This is a genomic window from Teichococcus coralli (genome assembly GCF_009829925.1).
In the GTDB taxonomy this organism is placed as follows: domain Bacteria; phylum Pseudomonadota; class Alphaproteobacteria; order Acetobacterales; family Acetobacteraceae; genus Pseudoroseomonas; species Pseudoroseomonas coralli.
Genome location: NZ_SNVJ01000005.1, coordinates 65,739 through 85,662 on the forward strand (window position 1 = coordinate 65,739; position 19,924 = coordinate 85,662).

Below are 19,924 nucleotides of genomic sequence, written 5' to 3' on the forward strand. Positions count from 1 at the left end.
GCGGGAAGGGGCGTTTTCACGCCGCCGGCGGATTGGCGGACTCAGACGGCGCCGTGCCGCAGGCGCTGGCGGGCATGGCGCGGCGGGCGGCGGGGGCCGCGCTCCCGCGGCGGGCGGGGTGCCGGGTGGGAAGCCAGCATCTCCAGTCCCAGCGTCCCGGTGAAGTGCTCGGTGCCGCCGGTCGCCTCCTCCACCAGCGCCTCGGCCTCGGCCAGCAGCGCGTCCTCGGCATTGCCGGCGACCCATTCGCGCCCCTCCTCGATCAGTGCGGGCACGGCCAGCGGCGAGACGCGGTCCAGCGTGCGGTGCCGGATGCGTCCCTTGACGCGGGCCAGCAGCGCGCCGATGCGGCCGACATCGGTGAGGCCGGCCGCCGCCTCGGCGCGGGTGGCGCGCAGCAGGATGTGCTGCGGGTCGTGCTTGCGCAGCACGTCGTAGATCAGGTCGGCCGACATGGTCATCTGCCGCCCGGACTTCTCCTGGCCGGGATGGTGCTTCTCCAGCAGCCCGGCGATGGTGGCGATGTTGCGGAAGGAGCGGCGCAGCATGGAGCTGTCCGCCATCCATTCCTCCAATTCCTCTCCCAGCAGGTCCTCGGCGAAGAGGTGCGCCATGTCCTCCGGCGGAAAGGCGGACCAGGTGGCCAGCACGTAGTCGGTGCCGAGGAAGCCAAGCGGGCCGAAGCCCATGCGCTCCATCCGCCGGGTGAGCAACATGCCAAGGGTCTGGTGCGCCAGCCGCCCCTCGAAGCAGTAAGCGACCAGGAACCACCGGCCGCGATGCGGGAAGGTCTCGATCAGCAGCCCCTCGCGCGGCGGCAGTTCCGAGGCGTGGCGTTGGAGCCGCAGCCATTCCTGCACCGGCGGCGGCAGCTCCCGCCAGCGGCGCGGCTCCGAGAGGATGGCGCGCACGCGGCGCGCGAGGTCGGTGGTCAGCGGCAGCTTGGAGCCGCCATAAGCCGGCACGCGCGGCTCGCCCTCGCCACCCGGCGAGACGACGACCGCGGTGGGGTCCAGCCGCTCGTAGCGCAGCAGCTGGCCGGCGAACATGAAGTTGTCGCCGGGCTGGAGGGTGGAGACGAACCATTCCTCCACCTCGCCCAGCACGGGGCCGCCGCGCAGCCGCACCTTGAGCAGCGGCGTCTCGACAATGGTGCCGAGGTTCATCCGCAACTGCCGCACCACCTGGGTGGAGCGCACATGGATCATCCCCTCGCTGTCGCGGAACAGCTTGCGGAAGCGCTCATAGGCGGTGAGGGCGTAGCCGCCATCCTCGACGAAGCGCAGCGTGTCGTCGAAGTCGCGGCGGGCGAGGGCGGCATAGGGGGCGGCGCGCGTCACCTCGGCGAAGAGATCGTCCGGGTGGAAGGGAGCGTGGCAGGCCATGGCCAGGATGTGCTGCGCCAGCACGTCCAGCCCGCCGGGGCGGGGCGGCTCGCCATCAACGTCGCCCGCCGCCACGGCCTCGATGGCGGCGCGGCACTCCACCACCTCGAAGCGGTTGGCCGGCACCAGCAGGGCGCGGGAGGGCTCGTCCATCCGATGGTTGGCGCGGCCGACGCGCTGCAACAGCCGCGCCACGCCCTTGGGCGCGCCGACCTGGATCACCTGGTCCACCGCGCCCCAGTCGATGCCGAGGTCGAGCGAGGCGGTGGCCACCACGGCCCGCAGCTTCCCCGCCGCCATCGCCGCCTCCACCTTGCGGCGCTGCTCGACGGTCAGCGAGCCGTGGTGCAGGGCGATCGGCAGGTTGTCCTCGTTCAGCCGCCACAGCGCCTGAAAGCAGAGTTCCGCCTGGGCACGCGTGTTGACGAAGATGATGGTCACACCGGCACCCTTCAGTGCCTCGTAGACCTCCGGCATCGAGGCGAGGCCCATATGCCCGCCCCAGGGCAGCCGGCCCGCGGGCAACACGATGTCCAGCGCCGGTGCCGCGCCGCCCATGGCCCGCACCAGCCGTACCGAATCCGGCCGTGCATCCTCCGCCACCCAGGCGGCGATGGCCGCGGGATGCGCGACCGTGGCGGAGAGGCCGAAGCGCCGCATTCCCGGCGCCAGCCGCGAAAGGCGGGACATGCAAAGGGCGAGCTGGTCGCCGCGCTTGCTGCCGGCCAGCGCATGCACCTCGTCCACCACCACGCGGGCGAGGCCGCCGAACATCTCCCCGGCATCCGGAAGGGAAAGCAGCAGGGTCAGGCTCTCCGGCGTGGTCAACAGGATCTGCGGCGGCTGCGCGCGCTGGCGGGCGCGACGGTTGGCGGGCGTATCGCCGGTGCGCGTCTCCACGGTGATGCCGAGGCTCATCTCCTCGACCGGCGTCAACAGGTTGCGGGCGATGTCGACTGCAAGGGCTTTCAGTGGCGACACATAAAGCGTGTGCAGGCCGGGGCGGGGCTCGCGATGCAGCTCGATCAGGCTGGGCAGGAAACCGGCCAGCGTCTTGCCGCCGCCGGTGGGGGCGATGAGCAATGCGGAACGGCCGGCTTCCGCGGCCTCCAGCATGGCGAGCTGATGCGGGCGGGGCCGCCAGCCACGCGCGGCGAACCAGCTTTCAAAAGGTTCTGGCAATGTTCCCATGGGCGCGGCGGATATGGCCCTCGCACCGCGTGCTGCCAAGCCTCGGGCTACTGCAACGCGCCCCAGCGCTCCACCGCCGGTTCGGCGGCGGCCCACTGCCAGCCTTCCGCCTGCCTGCAGGCGGTCGTGATGAAGAGGCCCGCCGGCGGGTCGGTGGGCTTGTCGCCGGCGACGGAGAACAGCACCTCGCGGCAGTTGGCGAGCGGGTTCTCGATTACCCGGGTGACCTCCATCTGGCCTTCGAGGTTCTGGTAGCCGAAGGGCAGGCCGTGGTCGATCTTCCAGGCGCGGCTCTCACCTGGCTGCATGTCCCCGGCCGTGGCTGCGATGGCCTGCTGCTCGTCATGGCGCAGGCCGCGGAACCAGCTCGACAGGGCGGCACTGACCGCGGTGCGGATACCGAGGCCGATCGCATAGCCGATCGCCGGATTGCTGGTGAGCCCGCCCACCGTGATGCCGCCGATGGTGCCGGCAACTTCCCCGCCGCCGCTGGTCAGCTCGCCGCCTTTTCCGCAGCCGGCGGCCAGCAGCGCCAGTGCCATCAGAGCGTGGCGGCGGCTCACTGCAGCGCGCCCCATCGTTCGGTCGCGGGCTCCGCGCTGGCCCATTTCCACTGCGCGCCGTTGCGGCAGATCACGGCGGTATAGAAGCCGCGGTCCGGCGCCTTGGGCGGAGCGGCGGCTGCCGCGCCGGGCTGCGGGCGCATGACCGTCTCGACGGAAAAGACGATCTCGCGGCAACTCAGGCCGAGCCCGCCGATGTCGCGGCTGACGGTGACCTGGCCTTGGTGATCGTCGGTGATCGGCACGGTGTGGGCGATGGACCAGCTCGCCACCTGACCCACGGACAGCGGGCCGGCGGCGGAAGCGATGCTGTCCTGCTCGGCGCGCTGAAGGGTGCGCTGGGTATATTGCAGCCCGGCCCGCGCCACTGACTGTACGCCGAGGCCGATGCCGGCGGCCACCGCGCCGTTATCGGTCACTGCCGTGGAGATCGCGGCGCCGGCGAGGCCGGCTAGGTCGGCCGTGCCTTCGCTGAGGAAGGCGTTGCAGCCCGGCAGCGCCAGCAAGGCGCCCAGCAGCAGGACAGGCTTCATGCCAAGGAGGTGCTCCCTTCGATCACGCCCTTCCTGTCTGGCACAGGGGCGGCGGGGGGCAAACCCCGAAAGCGTCACCGAGGCGGCTACAGGCGCGCGAGCACCTGGTCGGTGAAGGCGGCGGCGCTTCCCAGGTAGCTGGCGGGATCGGTCAACCGGGCAAGCGATTCGGCGTCCAGCACCGCGGTCACGCAGCTGTCGCGGCCCAGCGCCTCGGCAAGGGTGACGCGCTCGGCGAGGGCCGCGTCGCAGGCGCGGGCCACAGCCTCGTGCGCGCCGCCACGGCCAAGCATCGGGGTCAGCCCCATCATCACCGCCTCGGCCATGATCAGGCCGCCACTGGCCTCAAGGTTGCTGCGCATGCGGGCGGCGTCCACGGTCATCCCCTCGGCGATGGTGAGCGCCTGCACCAGCGCCCCATGCGCCAGGGTGAAGGCCTGCGGCAAGGCCAGGGGCTCCGTCTGCCAGGGGCCGGCGCCGCGCTCCTGATCCACGCCCATGGCACCAAGCATCTGCGGCACCAGCGTCTGCACGCTGTGCGCCTGCGCGATGACGTATTCGCAACTGACCGGGTTGCGCTTCTGCGGCATGGAGGAAGCGCTGCCATGGCCGGGGCTGTAGGGTTCCGCGACCTCGGCGACCTCGGTCTGCATCAGCAGCATGACATCGCTGGCGAATTTGCCCAGGGCGCCGGCCAGCAGGCCGAGAAAGCAGGCCGTCTCGGCCATTGAATCGCGCGCCGCGTGCCAGGGTATGTCGGGCGCGGCAAGGTCAAGCTCCCGCGCCAGCGCCTCGGCGACGGCGATGCCGCGCCCGCCAAGGGAGGCGAGGGTGCCCGCCGCGCCGCCGAACTGCAGCTTGAGCACGCGCGGAAGAAGCTGTTCCAGCCTTTGCCGCATGGTGAGGAGCGGCGAAAGCCAGACGGCGCACTTGTAGCCGAAGGTGACCGGCAGCGCCTGTTGCAGGTGCGTGCGCCCGGCCATCACCGTGCCGCGATGCTCGCGCGCGCGGCCCGCCAGGGTGGCGTTCAGCCGGTCGAGATCGGTGGCGAGCAGCACGAAGGCCTCGCGTATCTGCAGCACGACCGCGGTGTCGATGATGTCCTGCGTGGCGGCACCCCAATGCACCCAGCGGCCGGCCTCCGTGCCCGCGAGGGCGGCGAGTTGCCGCACCAGGCCGATCACCGGATAGCCGGCGACGCGCGTCGCGCGCGCCAGGGCAGGGAGGTCCAGCCTCTCCACGGCGGCGGCTTCCGTGATGGCGCTGGCGGCCTCCTCGGGGATGATGCCGAGCCGTGCCTCGGCACGAGCGAGCGCCGCCTCCACCGCCAGCATCTGCGCAAGGAACGCCCGCTCGCCCACCACCATGCGCATCGCATCGGTGCCATAAAGGACGGAAAGCACCGCTCCATCGGCCGGATTGACGGACAGCATCGGGGTCGGCCCTCCCTGGAATCCAGCACGCTCTGGCTGCAACCCCGCCGGAACCCCGAGGTTGCCTGCGCTCCAGCTGGCGCAGCCTGGTCTTACGCCCGGGCTTCGAGATGCGCCATCATGGCTGCGGCCAGCGCCTCGGGCGCCTCGTAGTTCGGGATGTGGCGGGTGCCGGGGAGGGTGACGAGGCGGGCGCCGGGAATGGCCGCGCAAAGCGCGGCCGTGGCCTCGGCCGGCACCACGGGGTCGAGTTCGCCGATCATCACCGTGGCCGGCGCCCTGATCCGGCCGAGCACCTCATCGGCCCGCGCGTCCCGCAGGGCGGCGGCGGCGGCGGCATAGCCCGTCCGGTCCGTGCGCAGGAGCATCCAGCGCAGGCCTTCTCCCGCCGGTGCCTCCGGATGCGCCACCCATCGCGGCATGACCGCATCGGCGAGCACCTGCGTGCCTCCGGCTCGCACCGCCTCGATGCGCGCCTGCCAGGTGACCGGATCGGGAAAGTCGAGGGCGGTGTCGATGAGCAGCAGCGACGCCACACGGTCGGGCGCGTCGGCGGCGAGCTGCAGCGCGACCCGCCCGCCGATCGAGAGCCCCGCCACATGGGCCTGCGCGACGCCAAGGGCGTCGAGCAGCGCCACGGCGTCCTGCGCCAGCCCCCGCATCGAATACTCGCCCGGGCTCACGCCGCTCAGGCCGTGGCCGCGGAGGTCCGGGCGGATGACGCGGAATCGGCGCGCCAGCGCCTCCGCCTGCGGGTCCCAGACGTTCTGCGTCGTGCCGATGGAGTGCAGCAGCAGAAGCGCCGGTGCGTCGGCGCGCCCCTCCACCACGCAGTGCACGAGATGGTCCGCGATCCGGAGGAACATGCCTGGGTAACCCCACTGCCTTTCGGGAGGACCGTCGCTTCCCGGCCGGTCGAGGTCAAGCCTTCCTCCTGCCGCGATCAGCCGCCGGTGAGGCCGGAGACCTGCTGCTCGGCCTGGCCCCGCGTCGCCCAACCGGTGGTGCGCGCCTCGATGGCGGCGGCCACGGCGTACATCGCGACGCCCATGACGGCGGTGACCATCAGCCCGGCGAAGACCAGCGGCACGTCGAAGCGGCTGCTCGCCACCAGCATGAGCTGGCCGATGCCCGCGTTGGAGCCGACCGTCTCCGCCAGGATGGAGCCGACAAAGGCCACGGTGATGGCGATCTTCAGCGAGGCGAAGAAGTAGGGCATCGCCCGCGGCAGGCCGACCTTGCGGATGATGTCGAGCGGCCGGGCGCCGAGGGCGCGCAGCACGTCGCGCAGTTCCGGCTCCACCGTGGCGATCCCGGTGGCGACGTTGACCACGATGGGGAAGAAGCTGATCAGGAAGGCGGTGATGATGGCCGGCACGGTGCCGATGCCGAACCAGATCACCAGGATCGGCACCACCGCCACCTTGGGCACCGAGTTGAAGCCGATCAGCAGCGGGTAGAGCCCATGGTAGAGCAGGGTGGAACTGCCGATGGCGACGCCCAGCGCCAGGCCGAAGACGATGGCGAGGCCGAAGCCGACCAGCGTTGTCATCAGCGTCTGCCAGGCGTTCACCAGCAGCGGCTGCCACCACTGCACCATGCTGGCGGCGATGGCGGAGGGGGCGGGCAGGATGAACGCGTCCACCTGCAATCCGCGCACCAGCACCTCCCAGAGCAGGAAGGTGGCGCCGATGATCAGCCAGGGCAGCAGCGTCTGCAGCCGGCGGCGGCGGCGGGCGGCGGCCGCCATGGCCTCCACGCGGCGGGCGTTGGCGTCGCCGCGGCGCGGCCGGGGCCCAGAGGATGGGGGCCCAGAGGATGGGGGACCAGAGGGCGGGAGACCAGAGGGCGGTGGAGAGGGGGTGGCGTCACGCGGCATCGGCGATCTCCTCGCCTTTGCGGGCGGCGTTGATGTGGTTGCGGAGCTCATGCACGAGGTCCTGGAAGTCCTGCCGGTAGGTGTCGTCCAGGCTGCGCGGGCGCGGAAAAGGGATGCGGCGCTCGGCCAGGATGCGGCCCGGCCGGGAGGACATCACCAGCACGCGGTCGGCCAGGAAGACAGCCTCCTTCAGGTCATGCGTCACCAGGATGACGGTGGGCTTGAGCTGCAGGCAGACCTCCTGGAACTGCACCCAGAGATCCTCGCGGGTGAAGATGTCGAGCGCGCCGAAGGGCTCGTCCAGCATCAGGAGCTGCGGATCATGGATCAGCGCGCGGCAGAGGCTGGCGCGCTGCTGCATGCCGCCCGAGAGCTGGTACGGAAACTTCTTCTCGAAGCCGGAAAGGCCCACCATGGCCAGCAGGCCGCGCGCCTTCGCCTCGTAGGCGGCGCGCTCGGCGCGCAGGCGGCGGCGGTGCGGCTCCACCACTTCCAGCGGCAGCATCACGTTGCCGAGGATGGTGCGCCAGGGCAGCAATGTGGGGTTCTGGAAGGCCATGCCGACCACGGAGAGCGGCCGGTCCACCTCCTGCCCGGCGACCACCACGTTGCCGGCGCTGCTCGGCCAGAGGCCGCTGACGAGCTTCATCAGCGTGGATTTGCCACAGCCCGACGGGCCGACCACGGCGACGAACTCGCCGCGCCGGACGGAGAGCGTGGTGTCCTGCAGGGCCAGCGTGCCTTCCGCGCCGCCATAGCGCATCGAAACGCCGTCAATCTCGACGAAGGCCCTCTCCATGGCCGCCATGCCCTGCACTCCCCGCGCCTGCCGTGCCTCAAGTGCCAAGCGGGAAGGGGAGAAAGCAAGCGCAACAGCGTGGGGGAAGGGACCTGAGACGCCGCTGCGGTGCCGCCAGTGCCTCTCCCTCAGGCATCGGGCCCACAAGGAAGGCAGAAGGGCGTTCCGTTCCGCCTGGGGAAAGCTGCGCAACATACCGCTCCGTGGTGAGTTCCCCGGATTGCACAAGCCGCTCTAGCCTTCCCGCATGACCCCTCTCGAACTTCTTGCGCCCGACGAAATGGGCCGCGCCGACCGCGTGGCCATGGCGGCCGGCATGGCTGGCCCGACGCTGATGCAGGCGGCGGGCGCGGCGGTGGCGCGCGCCGTCCGCGCCCGGTTCCGGCCATGCCGCGTGCTGGTGCTGGCGGGGCCGGGGAACAATGGCGGCGACGGCTATGTCGCCGCGCGGCTGCTGGAACAGGCGGGCTGGCCGGTTGCGATCGCCGCACTGGCCCCGCCGCGACCGGGCAGCGACGCCGCCGGCGCCGCGACGCGCTGGCGGGGGCCGATGGTGCCCTTCGCCGCCGAAGAGGTGGCGCGCGCCGGACTGGTCATCGACGCGTTGTTCGGCGCCGGCCTGGCGCGGCCGCTGGAGGCATCCGTGGTGCACGTGCTGCAGGCCGCGCGTGCGCCGCTTGTCGCCGTGGACGTGCCCTCCGGCCTGGACGGCGCCACCGGCCAGCCGATGGGCTACGCGCCGCAGGCCGCGCTGACCGTCACCTTCTTCCGCCGCAAGCCTGGCCATCTGCTGCTCCCGGGGCGGTCGCTCTGCGGCCGGCTGGAGCTGGCGCAGATCGGGCTGCCGGATTCGGTGCTCGCCGAAATCGCGCCAAGCACGTTTCACAACGGCCCTGGCTTGTGGCGTCTCCCGGTCCGGCCGCCGGAGAGCCACAAGTTCAGCCTTGGCCACGTCACCGTCCCGGCGGGCGCGGCGCTGACCGGGGCGGCGCGGCTCGCGGCAGGCGCGGCACGGCGCGCGGGGGCGGGACTCGTCAGCCTTGCCGCGCCGGACCGCGCCACCGCCATGCTGCTGCGCTCGGGCGAGCCGGGGCTGATGGTGGCGGAGGAGGCACCCGCCGCGCTGCTGGGCGACGAGCGCCGCAATGTTTGGGTGCTCGGCCCCGGCCTGCCGGCCACGCCGGCGACGCGGGACCTGCTGCGCCGCGTGGTGGATGCAGGGCGGCAGGTTGTGGCGGATGGCGGTGCGCTCACGGCGGCGGCGGGAAAGCCGGAGGCGCTGCATGGCGTCAGCGTTCTCACCCCGCATGCCGGCGAGTTCGCCCGGGTCTTCGGGGCGCCCGGCGAGGACCGGCTGGCGGCGGTGCGCGCGGCGGCCGCCAGGCTTTCAGCGGTTGCCGTCCTGAAGGGCGCGGACACGATCATCGCCGCGCCGGATGGGCGCGCCGCCATCAGCGACAACGCGCCACCCGCGCTGGCCACGGCGGGCAGCGGCGACGTGCTGGCCGGCATGATCGCCGGGCTGCTGGCGCAGGGCATGGCACCCTTCGAGGCCGCCTGCGCCGGCGTCTGGCTGCATGGCGCGGCGGCGGAGCGGGCATTGGGCGGACGCCCAGCGGGCGCGCCGCTGCTGCCCGAGGATTTCATGGCGGAAATCGGCGTGAGTCTCGCCTCCGTGCTTTCCTCACGACCCTAGGCTGAGGCATGGTTATCACCATATATTTCGCGGAGTTTCAGTTCCGGACCGCGCCGGGCAGGCTGTAGGAGGCACCATGTCAGACGTCGCCGTAGCGGAAGCCGGGTTGTTCGACCGGGCGCTGAAGCGCGTCGCGCTGCTCTGGCGCGACATGGCTTCCTCGGTCTCCGGCCCGGCCGAGGATGCCTCCTGGGAGGCGCGGATGCGCGCCTGCCTGGAAGCCCGCGGCGGCGAGATCTCGATGCGCAACCGCGCGGCCAGCCTCGCGCAATCCTATACGCAGCTGGACGAGGCGGGGCGGCTGGCCTTTTTCCGGGCGCTGGCGAATTTCGACTCGGACCCGGCGGCGGTGGAGGCGGCGATGCGCGAGGTCAGCGCCGCGCCGGACGTCGCCGCCCGCGCCGCCGCCAAGGCGCGCCTGCGCCGCATGCTGGAGCCGCCGCGGCTGCGGCTGCTGACGCAGTTCTCCACCATCCCCGACGGGGTGAAGTTCCTGGTCAACCTGCGGGCCGACCTGATGCGGATGATGGGGCGGGACCCCATGCTGATGGCGCTGGAGGCCGACCTGCGCGGCCTGCTGGCCAACTGGTTCGATCTCGGCTTCCTGGAACTGCGCCGGATCGACTGGCAATCGCCCGCCGCGCTTCTGGAGAAGCTGGTGGGCTACGAGGCGGTGCACCGCATCCGCACCTGGCGCGACCTCAAGAACCGGCTCGACTCCGACCGCCGTTGCTACGCCTTCTTCCATCCGCGCATGCCGGAGGAGCCGCTGATCTTCGTTGAGGTGGCGCTGGTGAAGGGCCTGGCCGCCTCCGTGCAGAAGCTGCTGGACGAGAAGGCGCCGGTGCAGGACCCGCGCGAGGCCGATACCGCGATCTTTTATTCCATCAACAACTGCCAGCGCGGGCTGGACGGCATCTCCTTCGGCAACTTCCTGATCAAGCGCGTGGTGACGCTGCTCTCCGAGGAATTCCCGAACCTGAAGGCCTTCTCCACCCTGTCGCCGATCCCAGGCTTCCGGCGGTGGCTGGAGGAGCAGCTTATCGAGCCGCAGCCCAACCTGCTTTCTGAGGACGAGGACAAGCTGCTCACCGAGGCTTCCGGCCTGGCGGACGGCCATGCCGCGCTCCGTGCCCTGCTGGCCAGCCGCCGCCCGCTCTCCGAGGTCTGGAGCGGCAAGGCCGAGCCGGTGCTGACGCGGCTCTGCGCCCGTTACCTGCTGGTCGAGACCGGCAAGCGCGGCCGCCGGGCGCTCGACCCGGTGGGCCATTTCCACCTGTCCAACGGCGCGCGGGTGGAGCGCGCCTGCTGGCGCGGCGACATCTCGGACAAGGGCATCCGCGAGAGCCTCGGCTTCATGGTGAACTATCTCTACGACCCCGCACGAATCGAGAGCTATCACGAAACCTATGTCGGCGAGGGCAACCGGCCAGCCGCGCCGGCGCTGCGCAGGCTGGCGCGCAGCGTGCTCTGAGGCCGGGCGCCAGGTCGGGCGGGGCGGGTGTCCTGCCTGCTCAGGCCGGAAGCAGCGCGGCCGGGAGCTGCTCGAATCCCGGCCGCCCGATCAGGTAGCCTTGGAACAGCGTGATGCCGAGGTCGCGCAGCGCCTGGAACTCGTCACGCGTCTCCACCCCCTCGGCCACCACGGTGATATCCAGCTCCGTGCACAGCGCCAGGACATGGCGCAGGATGATCCGGCGGACCCGGTCCCGATCCAGGCCTTGCACGAGGGCCATGTCGAGCTTGACGGTATCCGGCTGAAACTCAGCCAGCAGGCCAAGGCCGGAGTAGCCGGCGCCGAAATCGTCGATCGCGGTGCGGAAGCCGATCTCGCGGTAGCAGGCCAGGATGCGGAGCAGGTGCTCCGGGTTCCGCATCGCCTCGTTCTCGGTGAACTCGAAGACCAGCCGGTTATGCGCCAGCCCGGCCCGGCCTGCGGCCGCCAGGCTGGCACGGATGCAGGCGCGCGGCTCGTAGACGGCATTGGGCATGAAGTTGATGGAGAGCGCCGCTGCAGTTCCGCCCAGCCCGAGGGCACTGGCCATCTCGATGGCGCGGACCCGGCAGGTCTGGTCGAACAGGTAGCGGTTGCGGTCGGTGACCTGGGACATCACGCTGCCGGCACCCTCGCCGTTTGGCCCCCGCACCAGCGCCTCGTAGGCATAGATGGACGTGCCGCCTTCGGCCGAGCAGCGAAGGATCGGCTGGAACGCCATCGAAAGCGGCGGAAGGGTGGCGCTGCCGTCGCGGCAGGCGGCGCAGGCCGGTTTGGGCTCGGCGGATGGGGCGTCCAGGAGGTCCAAGGCGGCAAATCTCCGGCTATTGGCGGCCGTAGACTGCGTGACGCACGATAATGAAAGATAAATGACGCGAGCCTTGGTCCGCCAGCCCTTCGCTCATAGGCTAGGGCCGTCCAAGACTGCGGGTAATGAGGGGAAGCCGATGAACGCAACGCCCGATCCGCGCGCCCTGCGCGCCGATGACGACCCGGCTCACCGGCTGCGGCTGCTGCGGGCGCTGGAACGCAAGCTTCTTTGGCTTTCCGCCTGGACCATCCACCACGCCAACCATATCCGGCCGAACCGCGACGGGCTGAAGGTGGGCGGCCACCAGGCCTCCTCCGCTTCCGTCGCGGCGATCATGACGGCGCTCTACTTCGACATCCTTCGCCCGCAGGACCGGGTGGCGGTGAAGCCGCATGCCGGGCCGGTCTTCCACGCCGTGAACTACCTTCTGGGCCGGCAGGAGCGCGAGAAGCTCTCAACCCTGCGCGCCTTCGGCGGCATCCAGCCCTATCCGAGCCGGGTGAAGGACGGGCCGGAGGTGGACTTCTCCACCGGCTCCGTCGGCCTGGGCGTGGCGATGACCAGCTTCGCCTCGCTGGTGCAGGACTACGTGCGGCTGCACGAGCTGGGGCGGCCGGAGCTGCCGCATGGCCGCCACGTCGCCATCGTGGGCGATGCCGAGCTGGACGAGGGCAACATCTACGAGGCCCTGCTGGAGGGCTGGAAGCACGACGTCCGCGACGTCTGGTGGGTGGTGGACTACAACCGCCAGAGCCTCGATTCCGTGGTGCCGGACCGGCTCTTCGGCCGCATCGAGGGGCTGTTCCGCGACATGGGGTGGAACGTCGTCATCCTGAAATACGGGCGCAAGCTGGAGGCCGCCTTCGCCCGCGAGGAGGGCGAGCACCTGCGCCGCTGGATCGACGACTGCCCGAACAGCCTCTACGCCGCGCTGACCTTCCAGGGCGGCGCCGCCTGGCGCAGCGCGCTGCTGGCCGAGCTGGGCCGGGTGCCCGGCATCCGCGCCATCATCGACCCGCTGACCGACGAGGAACTCGGCGCGCTGATGACCAACCTCGGCGGCCACGACGTTGAGACGCTGACCGAGGCGTTCCGCGCCCAGGAGGCGGCCGGCGACCAGCCGACCTGCTTCATCGCCTATACCGTGAAGGGCATGGGCCTGCCCTTCGCCGGGCACAAGGACAACCATGCCGGGCTGATGACCAAGGAGCAGATGCAGGCCTTCCGCGAGGAGATGCGCATCCGCCCCGGCCATGAATGGGACCTGTTCGAGGGGCTGGACATCCCCGAGGCGGAGCTGCGCGCCTTCCTCGCGCAGCTGCCCTTCGCGCAGCCCCTGACGGCCGAGGGCCGCAGCCTCGCCGCACCCTACGTTCCGGTGCCGGATCGGCTGCCCCCCGCGCGCCTGCCGCCGAACCGCACCCTTTCCACCCAGGCCGCATTCGGCGAGCTGATGGCGGAAATCGGCCGCGGCGGGAAGGAGATGGCGCCGCTCGCCGAGCGCGTCGTCACCACCAGCCCGGACGTGACGGTCTCCACCAATCTCGGCCCCTGGGTGAACCGGCGCGGCATCTTCGACCGGCACCTGAAGAACGACGTGTTCCGCGACGCCAAGGTCGCCTCGGCGCAGCGCTGGGGCATGTCGCCCAAGGGGCAGCACATCGAGCTGGGCATCGCCGAGCAGAACCTGTTCCTGGTGCTCGGCGCGCTCGGCCTCGCCGACCGCATGCACGGGGCGCGGCTGCTGCCGGTCGGCACGGTCTATGACCCCTTCGTCAACCGCGGCCTCGATGCGCTGATCTACGCCTGCTACCAGGATGCGCGCTTCCTGCTGGTCTCCACCCCGTCGGGGCTTTCCCTGGCGCCGGAGGGCGGGCAGCACCAGAGCGTCAACACGCCGCTGATCGGCATGGCCCAGGACCGGCTCGTCGCCTACGAGCCGTCCCACGCCGACGAGCTGGCGATCCTGCTGCGGCACGCCTTCCACCACATGCAGCAGCCCGACGGCTCGGCGGTCTGGCTGCGGCTTTCCACCCGCGGCGTGCCGCAGCCGGAGCGGAGCCTCGACGCCGCGGCGGTGATCGAGGGCGGCTACTGGGCGGTGCCGCCGGAGCCCGGCGCGCGCATCGCCATCGCCTACCAGGGCCCGGTGGCGCCCGAGGCCTGGGCCGCCTTCGAGGCGCTGCGCGAGGAGGAGCCGGGCGCGGGGCTGCTCGCCATCACTTCGCCGGACCGGCTGCATGATGGCTGGCTGAAGGCCCGGCGTGCGGCGCGGCAGGGGCCAGGCGGGGCGCTCTCGCCCGTGGAGCGGCTGCTGGCGCCGCTGGCGCCCGGCGCGGCGATCGTCTCCGTGCTGGACGGGCATCCCGCGGCGCATAGCTGGCTCGGCGCGGTGCGCGGGCATCGCGTGGTTCCGCTTGGGGTGGACCGCTTCGGGCAGTCCGGCGACATTCCCGACCTCTTCCGGGAATATGGCCTGGACACGGACGCCATTCTTGATGCCTGCGCCCAGGCGCTGCTGGAGGGTTGAGCGCCCGCAGGGGGGGGGCTGCTCCCTGCACCTCCGCCGGGGTGACGGCGTCAGCCACCGCTCCGCCTGGCCTCGGCAAGCAGCGCGCCAATCGCCTCATCCGCTTCGCGCGGGTGGCGCAGCCGCAGCACGCGGAGATGGCCGTGGGCTCCCCCCTCAAGCACCGCCTCCAGGCTGGCCCGGCGGCCACGCCACTGGCTCCAGGCCCAGCGGATCGGGTGGCTGGCGCGCCACCAGCTGCGCCAGTCCTCGCGGTTGCCGTTCCAGAGCTCCTGCCGGCCGAGCGCCCGCGACACCGAGCGGCGAACGACCCGCAGCATGATCGGCAGGCGCTCGTAGTCCAGCCAGACCAGGTGCGTGGCACCGCCCCAGAGGAAGGGGCGGACGGCGCTGTAGTTGCCATCCACCACCCAGGCGGGGCCCGCGGTGGCGGCGGCAACGCGGGCGGCGAAGACGTCCGGCGCGGCGGGCGTCCAGCCGGCGTCCCAGTGCAGGGCGTCCAGTTCCACATGCGGGGCATCCAGGCCCTCGGCGAGCGCGCGGGCGAGCGTGCTCTTGCCGGCCCCGGAAATGCCGATCACCACGACACGCATGCAGGTCTCCGGAGGCGGGTTGCGCCGCAGGATGGATCGCCATCCACCGGCGAGGCAACCGTGCCGTCGCCGAGGCTTTTTGCCTTGCGGAACGCGGCTCTGCCGCCTTGCCCCGCGCCTGGTTCGCCCGCGCCCGCAGCGCGCCGCCTCCTGGCCGTGGGCCTCCATCCCGCCAGGAAACGCTGCCCGTGACCACAACGCTCCTTCCACTGTCCCGACGCGGCCTTGTGAGCGGTGGCGCCGTCGGGCTGCTCGGCGCCGGGCTGGCGCGGCCGGCCCTCGCCGCCGGTCCGGTCCCGCCAGCGCCAGCCGATATCGGCCAGGTCGAGAACGGCCGCGTCACCTTCCCGAACTGGAAGGGCGAGGCGGACCGCCCCTCGCCGCCACCGCCGGCGCCGCTGCCGCCGGGAAAGCGGGTGGGCTTCGCCGTGGTCGGCCTGGGCAGGCTTTCGCTGGAACGGATCATGCCCGCCTTCGCGCAATGCAAACGGGCGAGGCCGGTGGCGCTGGTCTCCGGCACGCCCAAGAAGGCGCAGGCGGTGGCGGCGCAGCACGGCATCCGGCCCGAGGCCATCTACGGCTACGGCGAATTCGACAGCATCCGCGACAATCCGGAAGTCGGGGCGGTCTACATCGTGCTGCCCAACGGCATGCATCGCGAGTTCACCCTGCGCGCCGCCAAGGCAGGCAAGCACGTGCTCTGCGAGAAGCCGATGGCCAACTCGGCCGCCGAGGCTGAGGAAATGGTCGCCGCCTGCCGCGATTCCGGCGTCACGCTGATGGTGGCCTATCGCTGCCAGTACGAGCCCTACAACCGCCGCGCCACCGAACTGCTGCGCTCCGGCGAACTGGGCGCGCCGCGCTTCATCGAGGCGGTGAACACCCAGGTGCAAGGGGAGGTGGACCAATGGCGGTTCAAGCGGGCCATGGCCGGCGGTGGGGCGCTGCCCGATATCGGGCTCTACGGTCTGAACGCCGCCCGATTCTACAGCGGCGAGGAGCCGGTGGAGGTGTTTGCCCGCATCCACAGCACGCCGGGTGACCCACGCTGGCGAGAAGTCGAGGAAAGCATCGCGTTCATGCTGCGCTTCCCGTCCGGGCTGATGGCGAGCTGCGCCGCCAGCTATGGTGCGCACGAATGCAAGGACCTGCGGCTGAACCTGCAGAAGGGCTGGGTCGCGGTGGACGATGCCTTTGCCTATGAGGGCCAGTCGCTCCGGCTGGCCCGGCGCGAGGGCAAGGCCGAGAGGGTGGAGGAAATCCGCCTCGGGCAGAAGAACCAGTTCGCCGAGGAGATCGACCACATGGCGGAGTGCGTGCTGTCCGGCAGGGTGCCACGCACGCCGGGCGACGAGGGGCTGCAGGACCACCGGATCATGGAAGCGCTTTATGAGAGCGCCCGGACCGGCACGCCGGTGAGCCTACCGCCCGCGGGAGCGCCGGATGCGACCCGCGGGCCGGAGCCGGAGGCGAACTAGAGCAGATCCCGTTCAGATGGCATCATCGGGACGGGTGAAGATGCTCGTCAAATCAAACGGCTAGAGCGTTTCCCGTGAGCCAGTGCGAACGGAAAATGCTCTAGGCCGCCCTGCCCGGAAAGGCGGCTCCTATCCCTTGCGGAAGAAGGCGGTCAGGCGCCGCATCGCCTCCTCGGCCAGCGCCGGGTTAACGGCGAAGCAGATCCGCAGCTTGCCCTGGCCGGCAGGGCCGAAGGCGGTGCCGGGTGCCACGCCGACCTTCGCCTCGCGCAGCAGCCGGACGGCGAGCGCGCGGGAGTCGGTGACGCCGGCCACGGAAGGCATCAGGTAGAAGCTGCCCTCCGGCGGCTGCACGGTGATGTTCGGCAGCTTGGCGAATCCCTCCAGGAAGATGCGCCGGCTCTCCTGGCAGCGGCCGACCATGGTGCGGATGAAGTCATCGCCCTGCTCCAGCGCGGCAATGCAGGCGTGCTGCAGGAAGGTCGGAATGCTGGTGGTGTTGTACTGGCCGAGATTGTCGAAGACCGGCGCCAGCCCTTCCGGGAAGACCAGCCAGCCGGCGCGCCAGCCCGTCATCGCCCAGTTTTTCGAGAAGGTGTTGGTGACCAGCAGTTTATCCGTGGCGCCACAAATTTCCAGGAAAGAGGGAGCGATGGCGTTGCCATAGGTGAAGTGGTTGTAGACCTCGTCGGAGAGAATCCAGAGGCCCCGCGCGGCGGCGAGGTCGCGCAGCGCCAGCATCTCCGCCTTGGGCATCACCCAGCCCGTCGGGTTGGCCGGCGAATTGATGGCGATCATCCGGGTGCGCGGGGTGAGGGCGGCCTCGATATCGGCCAGGTCCAGCCGGAAGGTTCCGGCGGCGTCCTGGCGCAGCGCGACCGGCACCGGGGTGGCGCCCACCACCTTCACCGCCTCGGCCATGTTGGGCCAGTGCGGGGTGGGGAAGATCACCTCGTCGCCCGGGCTGAGCACGGCCTGCATGGCCTGCATGATGGCGTTCATGCCGCCGACGGTGACGCTGAAGCGCTCCGCCGGCACCTCCACGCCCCAATGGCGGCGGTGATAATCCGAGAGCGCCTGGCGCAGGCGGGGAAGGCCGAGCGAGTAGGTGTAGCGGGTGTGGCCCGCCCGCATGGCCGCGGCCGCCGCCTCGGTGACGAAGTCGGGCGTCGGCAGGTCGCCCTCGCCGACCCAGAGCTTGATCACCTCCGGGTCTTCCAGGCCGAGATAGGCGATCTCGGCGATCTGGTTCTGCGGCAGGCTGCGGATCCGCTCGGGCAGGTCCTCGAAGGGGGAGGAAGCGTGCGGGGTGCCGGGGCTGGTGTTCATGCGGGTCTCCAGGGCGAGCGGCCTGTGTGCCGCCGCGCCGGGGGGCGCGCAAGCCGCCCGCCGGGCGAGGCCACCCTTTCAAAGCGGCGCCCGCTGCGCTAAACGCGCCGGCTTAAGGAGCGCCGGGCCTTCGGCATGCGGGCGTGGTGGAATTGGCAGACACGCTGGATTTAGGTTCCAGTGGCGCAAGCCGTGGGGGTTCAAGTCCCTCCGCCCGCACCATGGGACTGCCGGCCGTTTATGGATTCTCTTCAGGAGCGTGGTGTGGCGATGCAGGTGACCGAGCTGGCAGCCGAGGGGCTGAAGCGGGCCTTTACCGTGGTGGTTCCGGCGGCGGATATCGCCGCGGCGCGCGATCAGCGCCTGACGTCGCTCGCCAAGGACATCCGCCTGCCCGGCTTCCGCCCCGGCAAGGTGCCGATGGGCGTGGTGAAGCAGCGCTACGGCTCCGCCATCATGGGCGAGGTGCTGGAGGAGCAGGTGCAGTCCGCCACCAAGAACGTGGTGGACGAACGTGGCCTGCGCCCGGCGATGCAGCCCAAGGTGGAGCTGGTGAACTTCGCCGAGGGCGCCGACCTCGAGTTCAAGATCGAGCTGGAGCAGCTTCCCGAGATCCCGCTGCCGGACTTCTCGACCATCGAGCTGGAGAAGCCGGTGGCGAAGGTGGGCGACGAGGAAGTCACCAAGGCGCTCGAAGGCATCGCCGCCCGCAACCGCGACCTGGAGGACGTGACCGAGGCGCGCCCCGCCGCGACGGGCGACGTGGTGGTCACCGACTTTGTCGGCCGCCTGGTGGAGGCTGGCGAGAACCTGCTGAACCTGGGCGAGCCGGGCAATATCTCGGTCTTCTCCCATGGCAGCGTGGCGGAGAAGCCCAGCCTGGAGGTTGTCGGCTCCGGCTCCGAGAACGGCGCGGCCTGGGCCGAGGTGAAGCTGAAGGGCGACTACAGCGGCAATGGCCAGCTCGGCCTGCTGCTGGTGCCCCAGCGCGAGTTCCCGGCCCGCTCGGGCGAGAGCTTCCTGGCGGAGGGTGCCTATAGCCTGACCGGCGGCGCCTGGCCTGCTGGCGCCTCGCTGGTGTTCGACATGGTGGAGCGGGACGCCTCGCTCCGGGTGCTGCGGAACAACCAGACGCCGCTGGAGGAGCCAGGTGCGGAGAGCCGCAGCTTCTCGGCGCAGGTGAAGCTGGAGGGCGGCGACGAGGTGGTCATCGCCGCGCCGATCCTGCGCGTGATGATCAAGGAAGCGGCCAGCGTCGAGCTGACCCTGCGCCTGCAGGGGCTGCGGGTTGCGCGGCAGGACGGCGCGGGGAAGCTTTCCGAGCCTTTCCCAGGTGGGTCCGGCAGCGACATGCCGGTGGAGATCGGCGGCAGCGGCTTCATCCCTGGCTTCGCGGAAGGCCTGGAGGGCATCCAGATCGGCGAGACCCGCCATGTGGACGTGACCTTCCCGCCCGAGTACGGCGCCGCCGAGCTGGCCGGCAAGCCGGCCCGCTTCGAGCTGACCGCCAAGGCGCTGAAGAAGCCCGCCCAGGCGCAGCTGGATGACGCGTTCGCCAAGAAGCTCGGCCTGGAAAGCCTGGACGAGCTGAAGAAGCGGATCGGCGAGTCCCTCCAGGGCGAGTACGACCAGCTCTCCCGCCTCAACGTGAAGCGCAAGCTGCTCGACGCCCTCTCGTCGCAGGCCTCCTTCGAGGTGCCGCAGAGCATGGTGGAGATGGAGTTCGCGCAGATCTGGCAGCGCGTCGAAGCGGACATGAAGGCCGGCCGCCTGGACGAGGAGGACAAGGGCAAGGACGAGGAGGCGCTCAAGGCGGACTACCGCGCCATTGCCGAGCGCCGGATTCGCCTGGGCCTGCTGCTCTCCGAGATCGGCCGCAGCAACAACATCCAGGTGAGCAACGACGAGCTCTCCCGGGCGATGCGCACCGAGGCGCAGCGCTATCCGGGGCAGGAGCGGCAGGTTCTGGAGTTCTTCCAGAAGAACCCGCAGGCCATTGAAAACCTTCGGGCCCCGTTGTTCGAGGAGAAGGTCGTGGACTTCATGCTGGAGCTGGCCAAGGTGACCGAGAAGGACGTGCCGGCGGCCGAGCTCTCGGCTGAACCCCAGGCCTGAGGGCACTTCGCCCTTCGATGCGCGGCGGGCCGGGCGCGGGATTTCCGCCCCGGCCCGCAAGCGTGAAGGGGCCCCCCCTCTTTCGCCCACGTGG

Annotated in this window: 14 protein-coding genes, 1 tRNA gene and 2 pseudogenes; 7 read left to right on the forward strand and 10 right to left on the reverse strand. The window is 71.1% G+C overall.

Annotation, left to right across the window (positions count from 1 at the left end):
- Window positions 1–41: 41 nt before the first annotated feature.
- From E0493_RS07395 to E0493_RS07425, 7 genes are all read right to left on the reverse strand, one after another.
- Entirely contained in the window at window positions 42–2,576 is a 2,535-nt protein-coding gene (locus tag E0493_RS07395) for a ligase-associated DNA damage response DEXH box helicase (RefSeq protein ID WP_160936301.1), read from the reverse strand.
- 47 nt (window positions 2,577–2,623) lie between these two features.
- A complete protein-coding gene (locus E0493_RS07400) occupies window positions 2,624–3,139 on the reverse strand; it encodes a hypothetical protein (RefSeq protein ID WP_202396977.1) in 516 nt (171 codons plus the stop codon).
- Window positions 3,136–3,672 carry a hypothetical protein gene (locus E0493_RS07405; RefSeq protein ID WP_160936303.1) on the reverse strand — a complete coding sequence of 179 codons (537 nt, stop codon included), beginning with the start codon at window positions 3,670–3,672 and terminating at the stop codon, window positions 3,136–3,138. Before E0493_RS07405 ends, E0493_RS07400 begins: the two co-directional genes overlap by 4 nt.
- A gap of 86 nt (window positions 3,673–3,758) precedes the next feature.
- The gene (gene pcaB, locus E0493_RS07410; protein WP_160936304.1) at window positions 3,759–5,105 is read right to left on the reverse strand and encodes a 3-carboxy-cis,cis-muconate cycloisomerase; all 1,347 of its coding nucleotides are present in this window, start codon (window positions 5,103–5,105) and stop codon (window positions 3,759–3,761) included.
- A gap of 92 nt (window positions 5,106–5,197) precedes the next feature.
- On the reverse strand, window positions 5,198–5,971 hold the full coding sequence (locus E0493_RS07415) for an alpha/beta fold hydrolase (protein WP_160936305.1): 774 nt from the start codon (window positions 5,969–5,971) through the stop codon (window positions 5,198–5,200).
- A gap of 77 nt (window positions 5,972–6,048) precedes the next feature.
- Window positions 6,049–6,855: an ABC transporter permease gene (locus E0493_RS07420; protein WP_160936306.1), complete on the reverse strand. Its 807-nt coding sequence runs from the start codon at window positions 6,853–6,855 to the stop codon at window positions 6,049–6,051.
- Window positions 6,856–6,973: 118 nt separating this feature from the next.
- The gene (locus E0493_RS07425) at window positions 6,974–7,792 is read right to left on the reverse strand and encodes an ABC transporter ATP-binding protein (RefSeq protein ID WP_202396978.1); all 819 of its coding nucleotides are present in this window, start codon (window positions 7,790–7,792) and stop codon (window positions 6,974–6,976) included.
- Between the two features lie 238 nt (window positions 7,793–8,030).
- On the opposite strand from E0493_RS07425, the gene E0493_RS07430 reads away from it, so the two are divergent.
- A complete protein-coding gene (locus E0493_RS07430) occupies window positions 8,031–9,479 on the forward strand; it encodes an NAD(P)H-hydrate dehydratase (RefSeq protein WP_160936307.1) in 1,449 nt (482 codons plus the stop codon).
- Window positions 9,480–9,555: 76 nt separating this feature from the next.
- Window positions 9,556–10,953, forward strand: a complete 1,398-nt coding sequence (locus tag E0493_RS07435; RefSeq protein ID WP_160936308.1) for a malonyl-CoA decarboxylase — start codon at window positions 9,556–9,558, stop codon at window positions 10,951–10,953.
- Window positions 10,954–10,993: 40 nt separating this feature from the next.
- Here E0493_RS07435 and E0493_RS07440 read toward each other — a convergent pair whose 3' ends face one another.
- Window positions 10,994–11,782, reverse strand: a complete 789-nt coding sequence (locus E0493_RS07440) for an EAL domain-containing protein (RefSeq protein ID WP_235913641.1) — start codon at window positions 11,780–11,782, stop codon at window positions 10,994–10,996.
- Between the two features lie 139 nt (window positions 11,783–11,921).
- On the opposite strand from E0493_RS07440, the gene E0493_RS07445 reads away from it, so the two are divergent.
- Window positions 11,922–14,315, forward strand: a complete 2,394-nt coding sequence (locus E0493_RS07445; RefSeq protein WP_160936309.1) for a 1-deoxy-D-xylulose-5-phosphate synthase N-terminal domain-containing protein — start codon at window positions 11,922–11,924, stop codon at window positions 14,313–14,315.
- 50 nt (window positions 14,316–14,365) lie between these two features.
- On the opposite strand, the gene E0493_RS07450 is transcribed toward E0493_RS07445, so the two are convergent.
- Window positions 14,366–14,908 carry a P-loop NTPase family protein gene (locus tag E0493_RS07450; protein ID WP_160936310.1) on the reverse strand — a complete coding sequence of 181 codons (543 nt, stop codon included), beginning with the start codon at window positions 14,906–14,908 and terminating at the stop codon, window positions 14,366–14,368.
- Window positions 14,909–15,096: 188 nt separating this feature from the next.
- On the opposite strand from E0493_RS07450, the gene E0493_RS07455 reads away from it, so the two are divergent.
- Window positions 15,097–16,386 carry a Gfo/Idh/MocA family oxidoreductase gene (locus E0493_RS07455; protein ID WP_367614465.1) on the forward strand — a complete coding sequence of 430 codons (1,290 nt, stop codon included), beginning with the start codon at window positions 15,097–15,099 and terminating at the stop codon, window positions 16,384–16,386.
- Window positions 16,387–16,515: 129 nt separating this feature from the next.
- Here the strand turns inward: E0493_RS07455 and E0493_RS07460 are convergent, their stop codons facing one another.
- A complete protein-coding gene (locus E0493_RS07460) occupies window positions 16,516–17,715 on the reverse strand; it encodes a pyridoxal phosphate-dependent aminotransferase (protein WP_160936311.1) in 1,200 nt (399 codons plus the stop codon).
- Between the two features lie 137 nt (window positions 17,716–17,852).
- Between E0493_RS07460 and E0493_RS07465 the strand changes: the two genes are divergently transcribed.
- The 3 genes and pseudogenes from E0493_RS07465 to tig all read left to right on the forward strand — a co-directional run.
- Window positions 17,853–17,937 (forward strand) — tRNA-Leu (locus E0493_RS07465).
- 48 nt (window positions 17,938–17,985) lie between these two features.
- Window positions 17,986–18,399, forward strand: a pseudogene (locus E0493_RS23280) (trigger factor); the annotation flags it as partial.
- Window positions 18,400–19,035: 636 nt separating this feature from the next.
- Window positions 19,036–19,830: pseudogene (gene tig / locus E0493_RS07475) on the forward strand (trigger factor); the annotation flags it as partial.
- Window positions 19,831–19,924 lie beyond the last annotated feature (94 nt).

Coding starts and splice junctions, on each gene's coding strand:
- E0493_RS07445 (WP_160936309.1), top strand. CDS start 11,922: ATGAACGCAACGCCCGATCCGCGCGCCCTGCGCGCCGATGACGACCCG.
- E0493_RS07415 (WP_160936305.1), bottom strand. CDS start 5,971: ATGTTCCTCCGGATCGCGGACCATCTCGTGCACTGCGTGGTGGAGGGG.
- E0493_RS07435 (WP_160936308.1), top strand. CDS start 9,556: ATGTCAGACGTCGCCGTAGCGGAAGCCGGGTTGTTCGACCGGGCGCTG.
- E0493_RS07460 (WP_160936311.1), bottom strand. CDS start 17,715: ATGAACACCAGCCCCGGCACCCCGCACGCTTCCTCCCCCTTCGAGGAC.
- E0493_RS07425 (WP_202396978.1), bottom strand. CDS start 7,792: ATGGCGGCCATGGAGAGGGCCTTCGTCGAGATTGACGGCGTTTCGATG.
- E0493_RS07405 (WP_160936303.1), bottom strand. CDS start 3,672: ATGAAGCCTGTCCTGCTGCTGGGCGCCTTGCTGGCGCTGCCGGGCTGC.
- E0493_RS07430 (WP_160936307.1), top strand. CDS start 8,031: ATGACCCCTCTCGAACTTCTTGCGCCCGACGAAATGGGCCGCGCCGAC.
- E0493_RS07450 (WP_160936310.1), bottom strand. CDS start 14,908: ATGCGTGTCGTGGTGATCGGCATTTCCGGGGCCGGCAAGAGCACGCTC.
- pcaB (WP_160936304.1), bottom strand. CDS start 5,105: ATGCTGTCCGTCAATCCGGCCGATGGAGCGGTGCTTTCCGTCCTTTAT.
- E0493_RS07395 (WP_160936301.1), bottom strand. CDS start 2,576: ATGGGAACATTGCCAGAACCTTTTGAAAGCTGGTTCGCCGCGCGTGGC.
- E0493_RS07420 (WP_160936306.1), bottom strand. CDS start 6,855: ATGGCGGCCGCCGCCCGCCGCCGCCGCCGGCTGCAGACGCTGCTGCCC.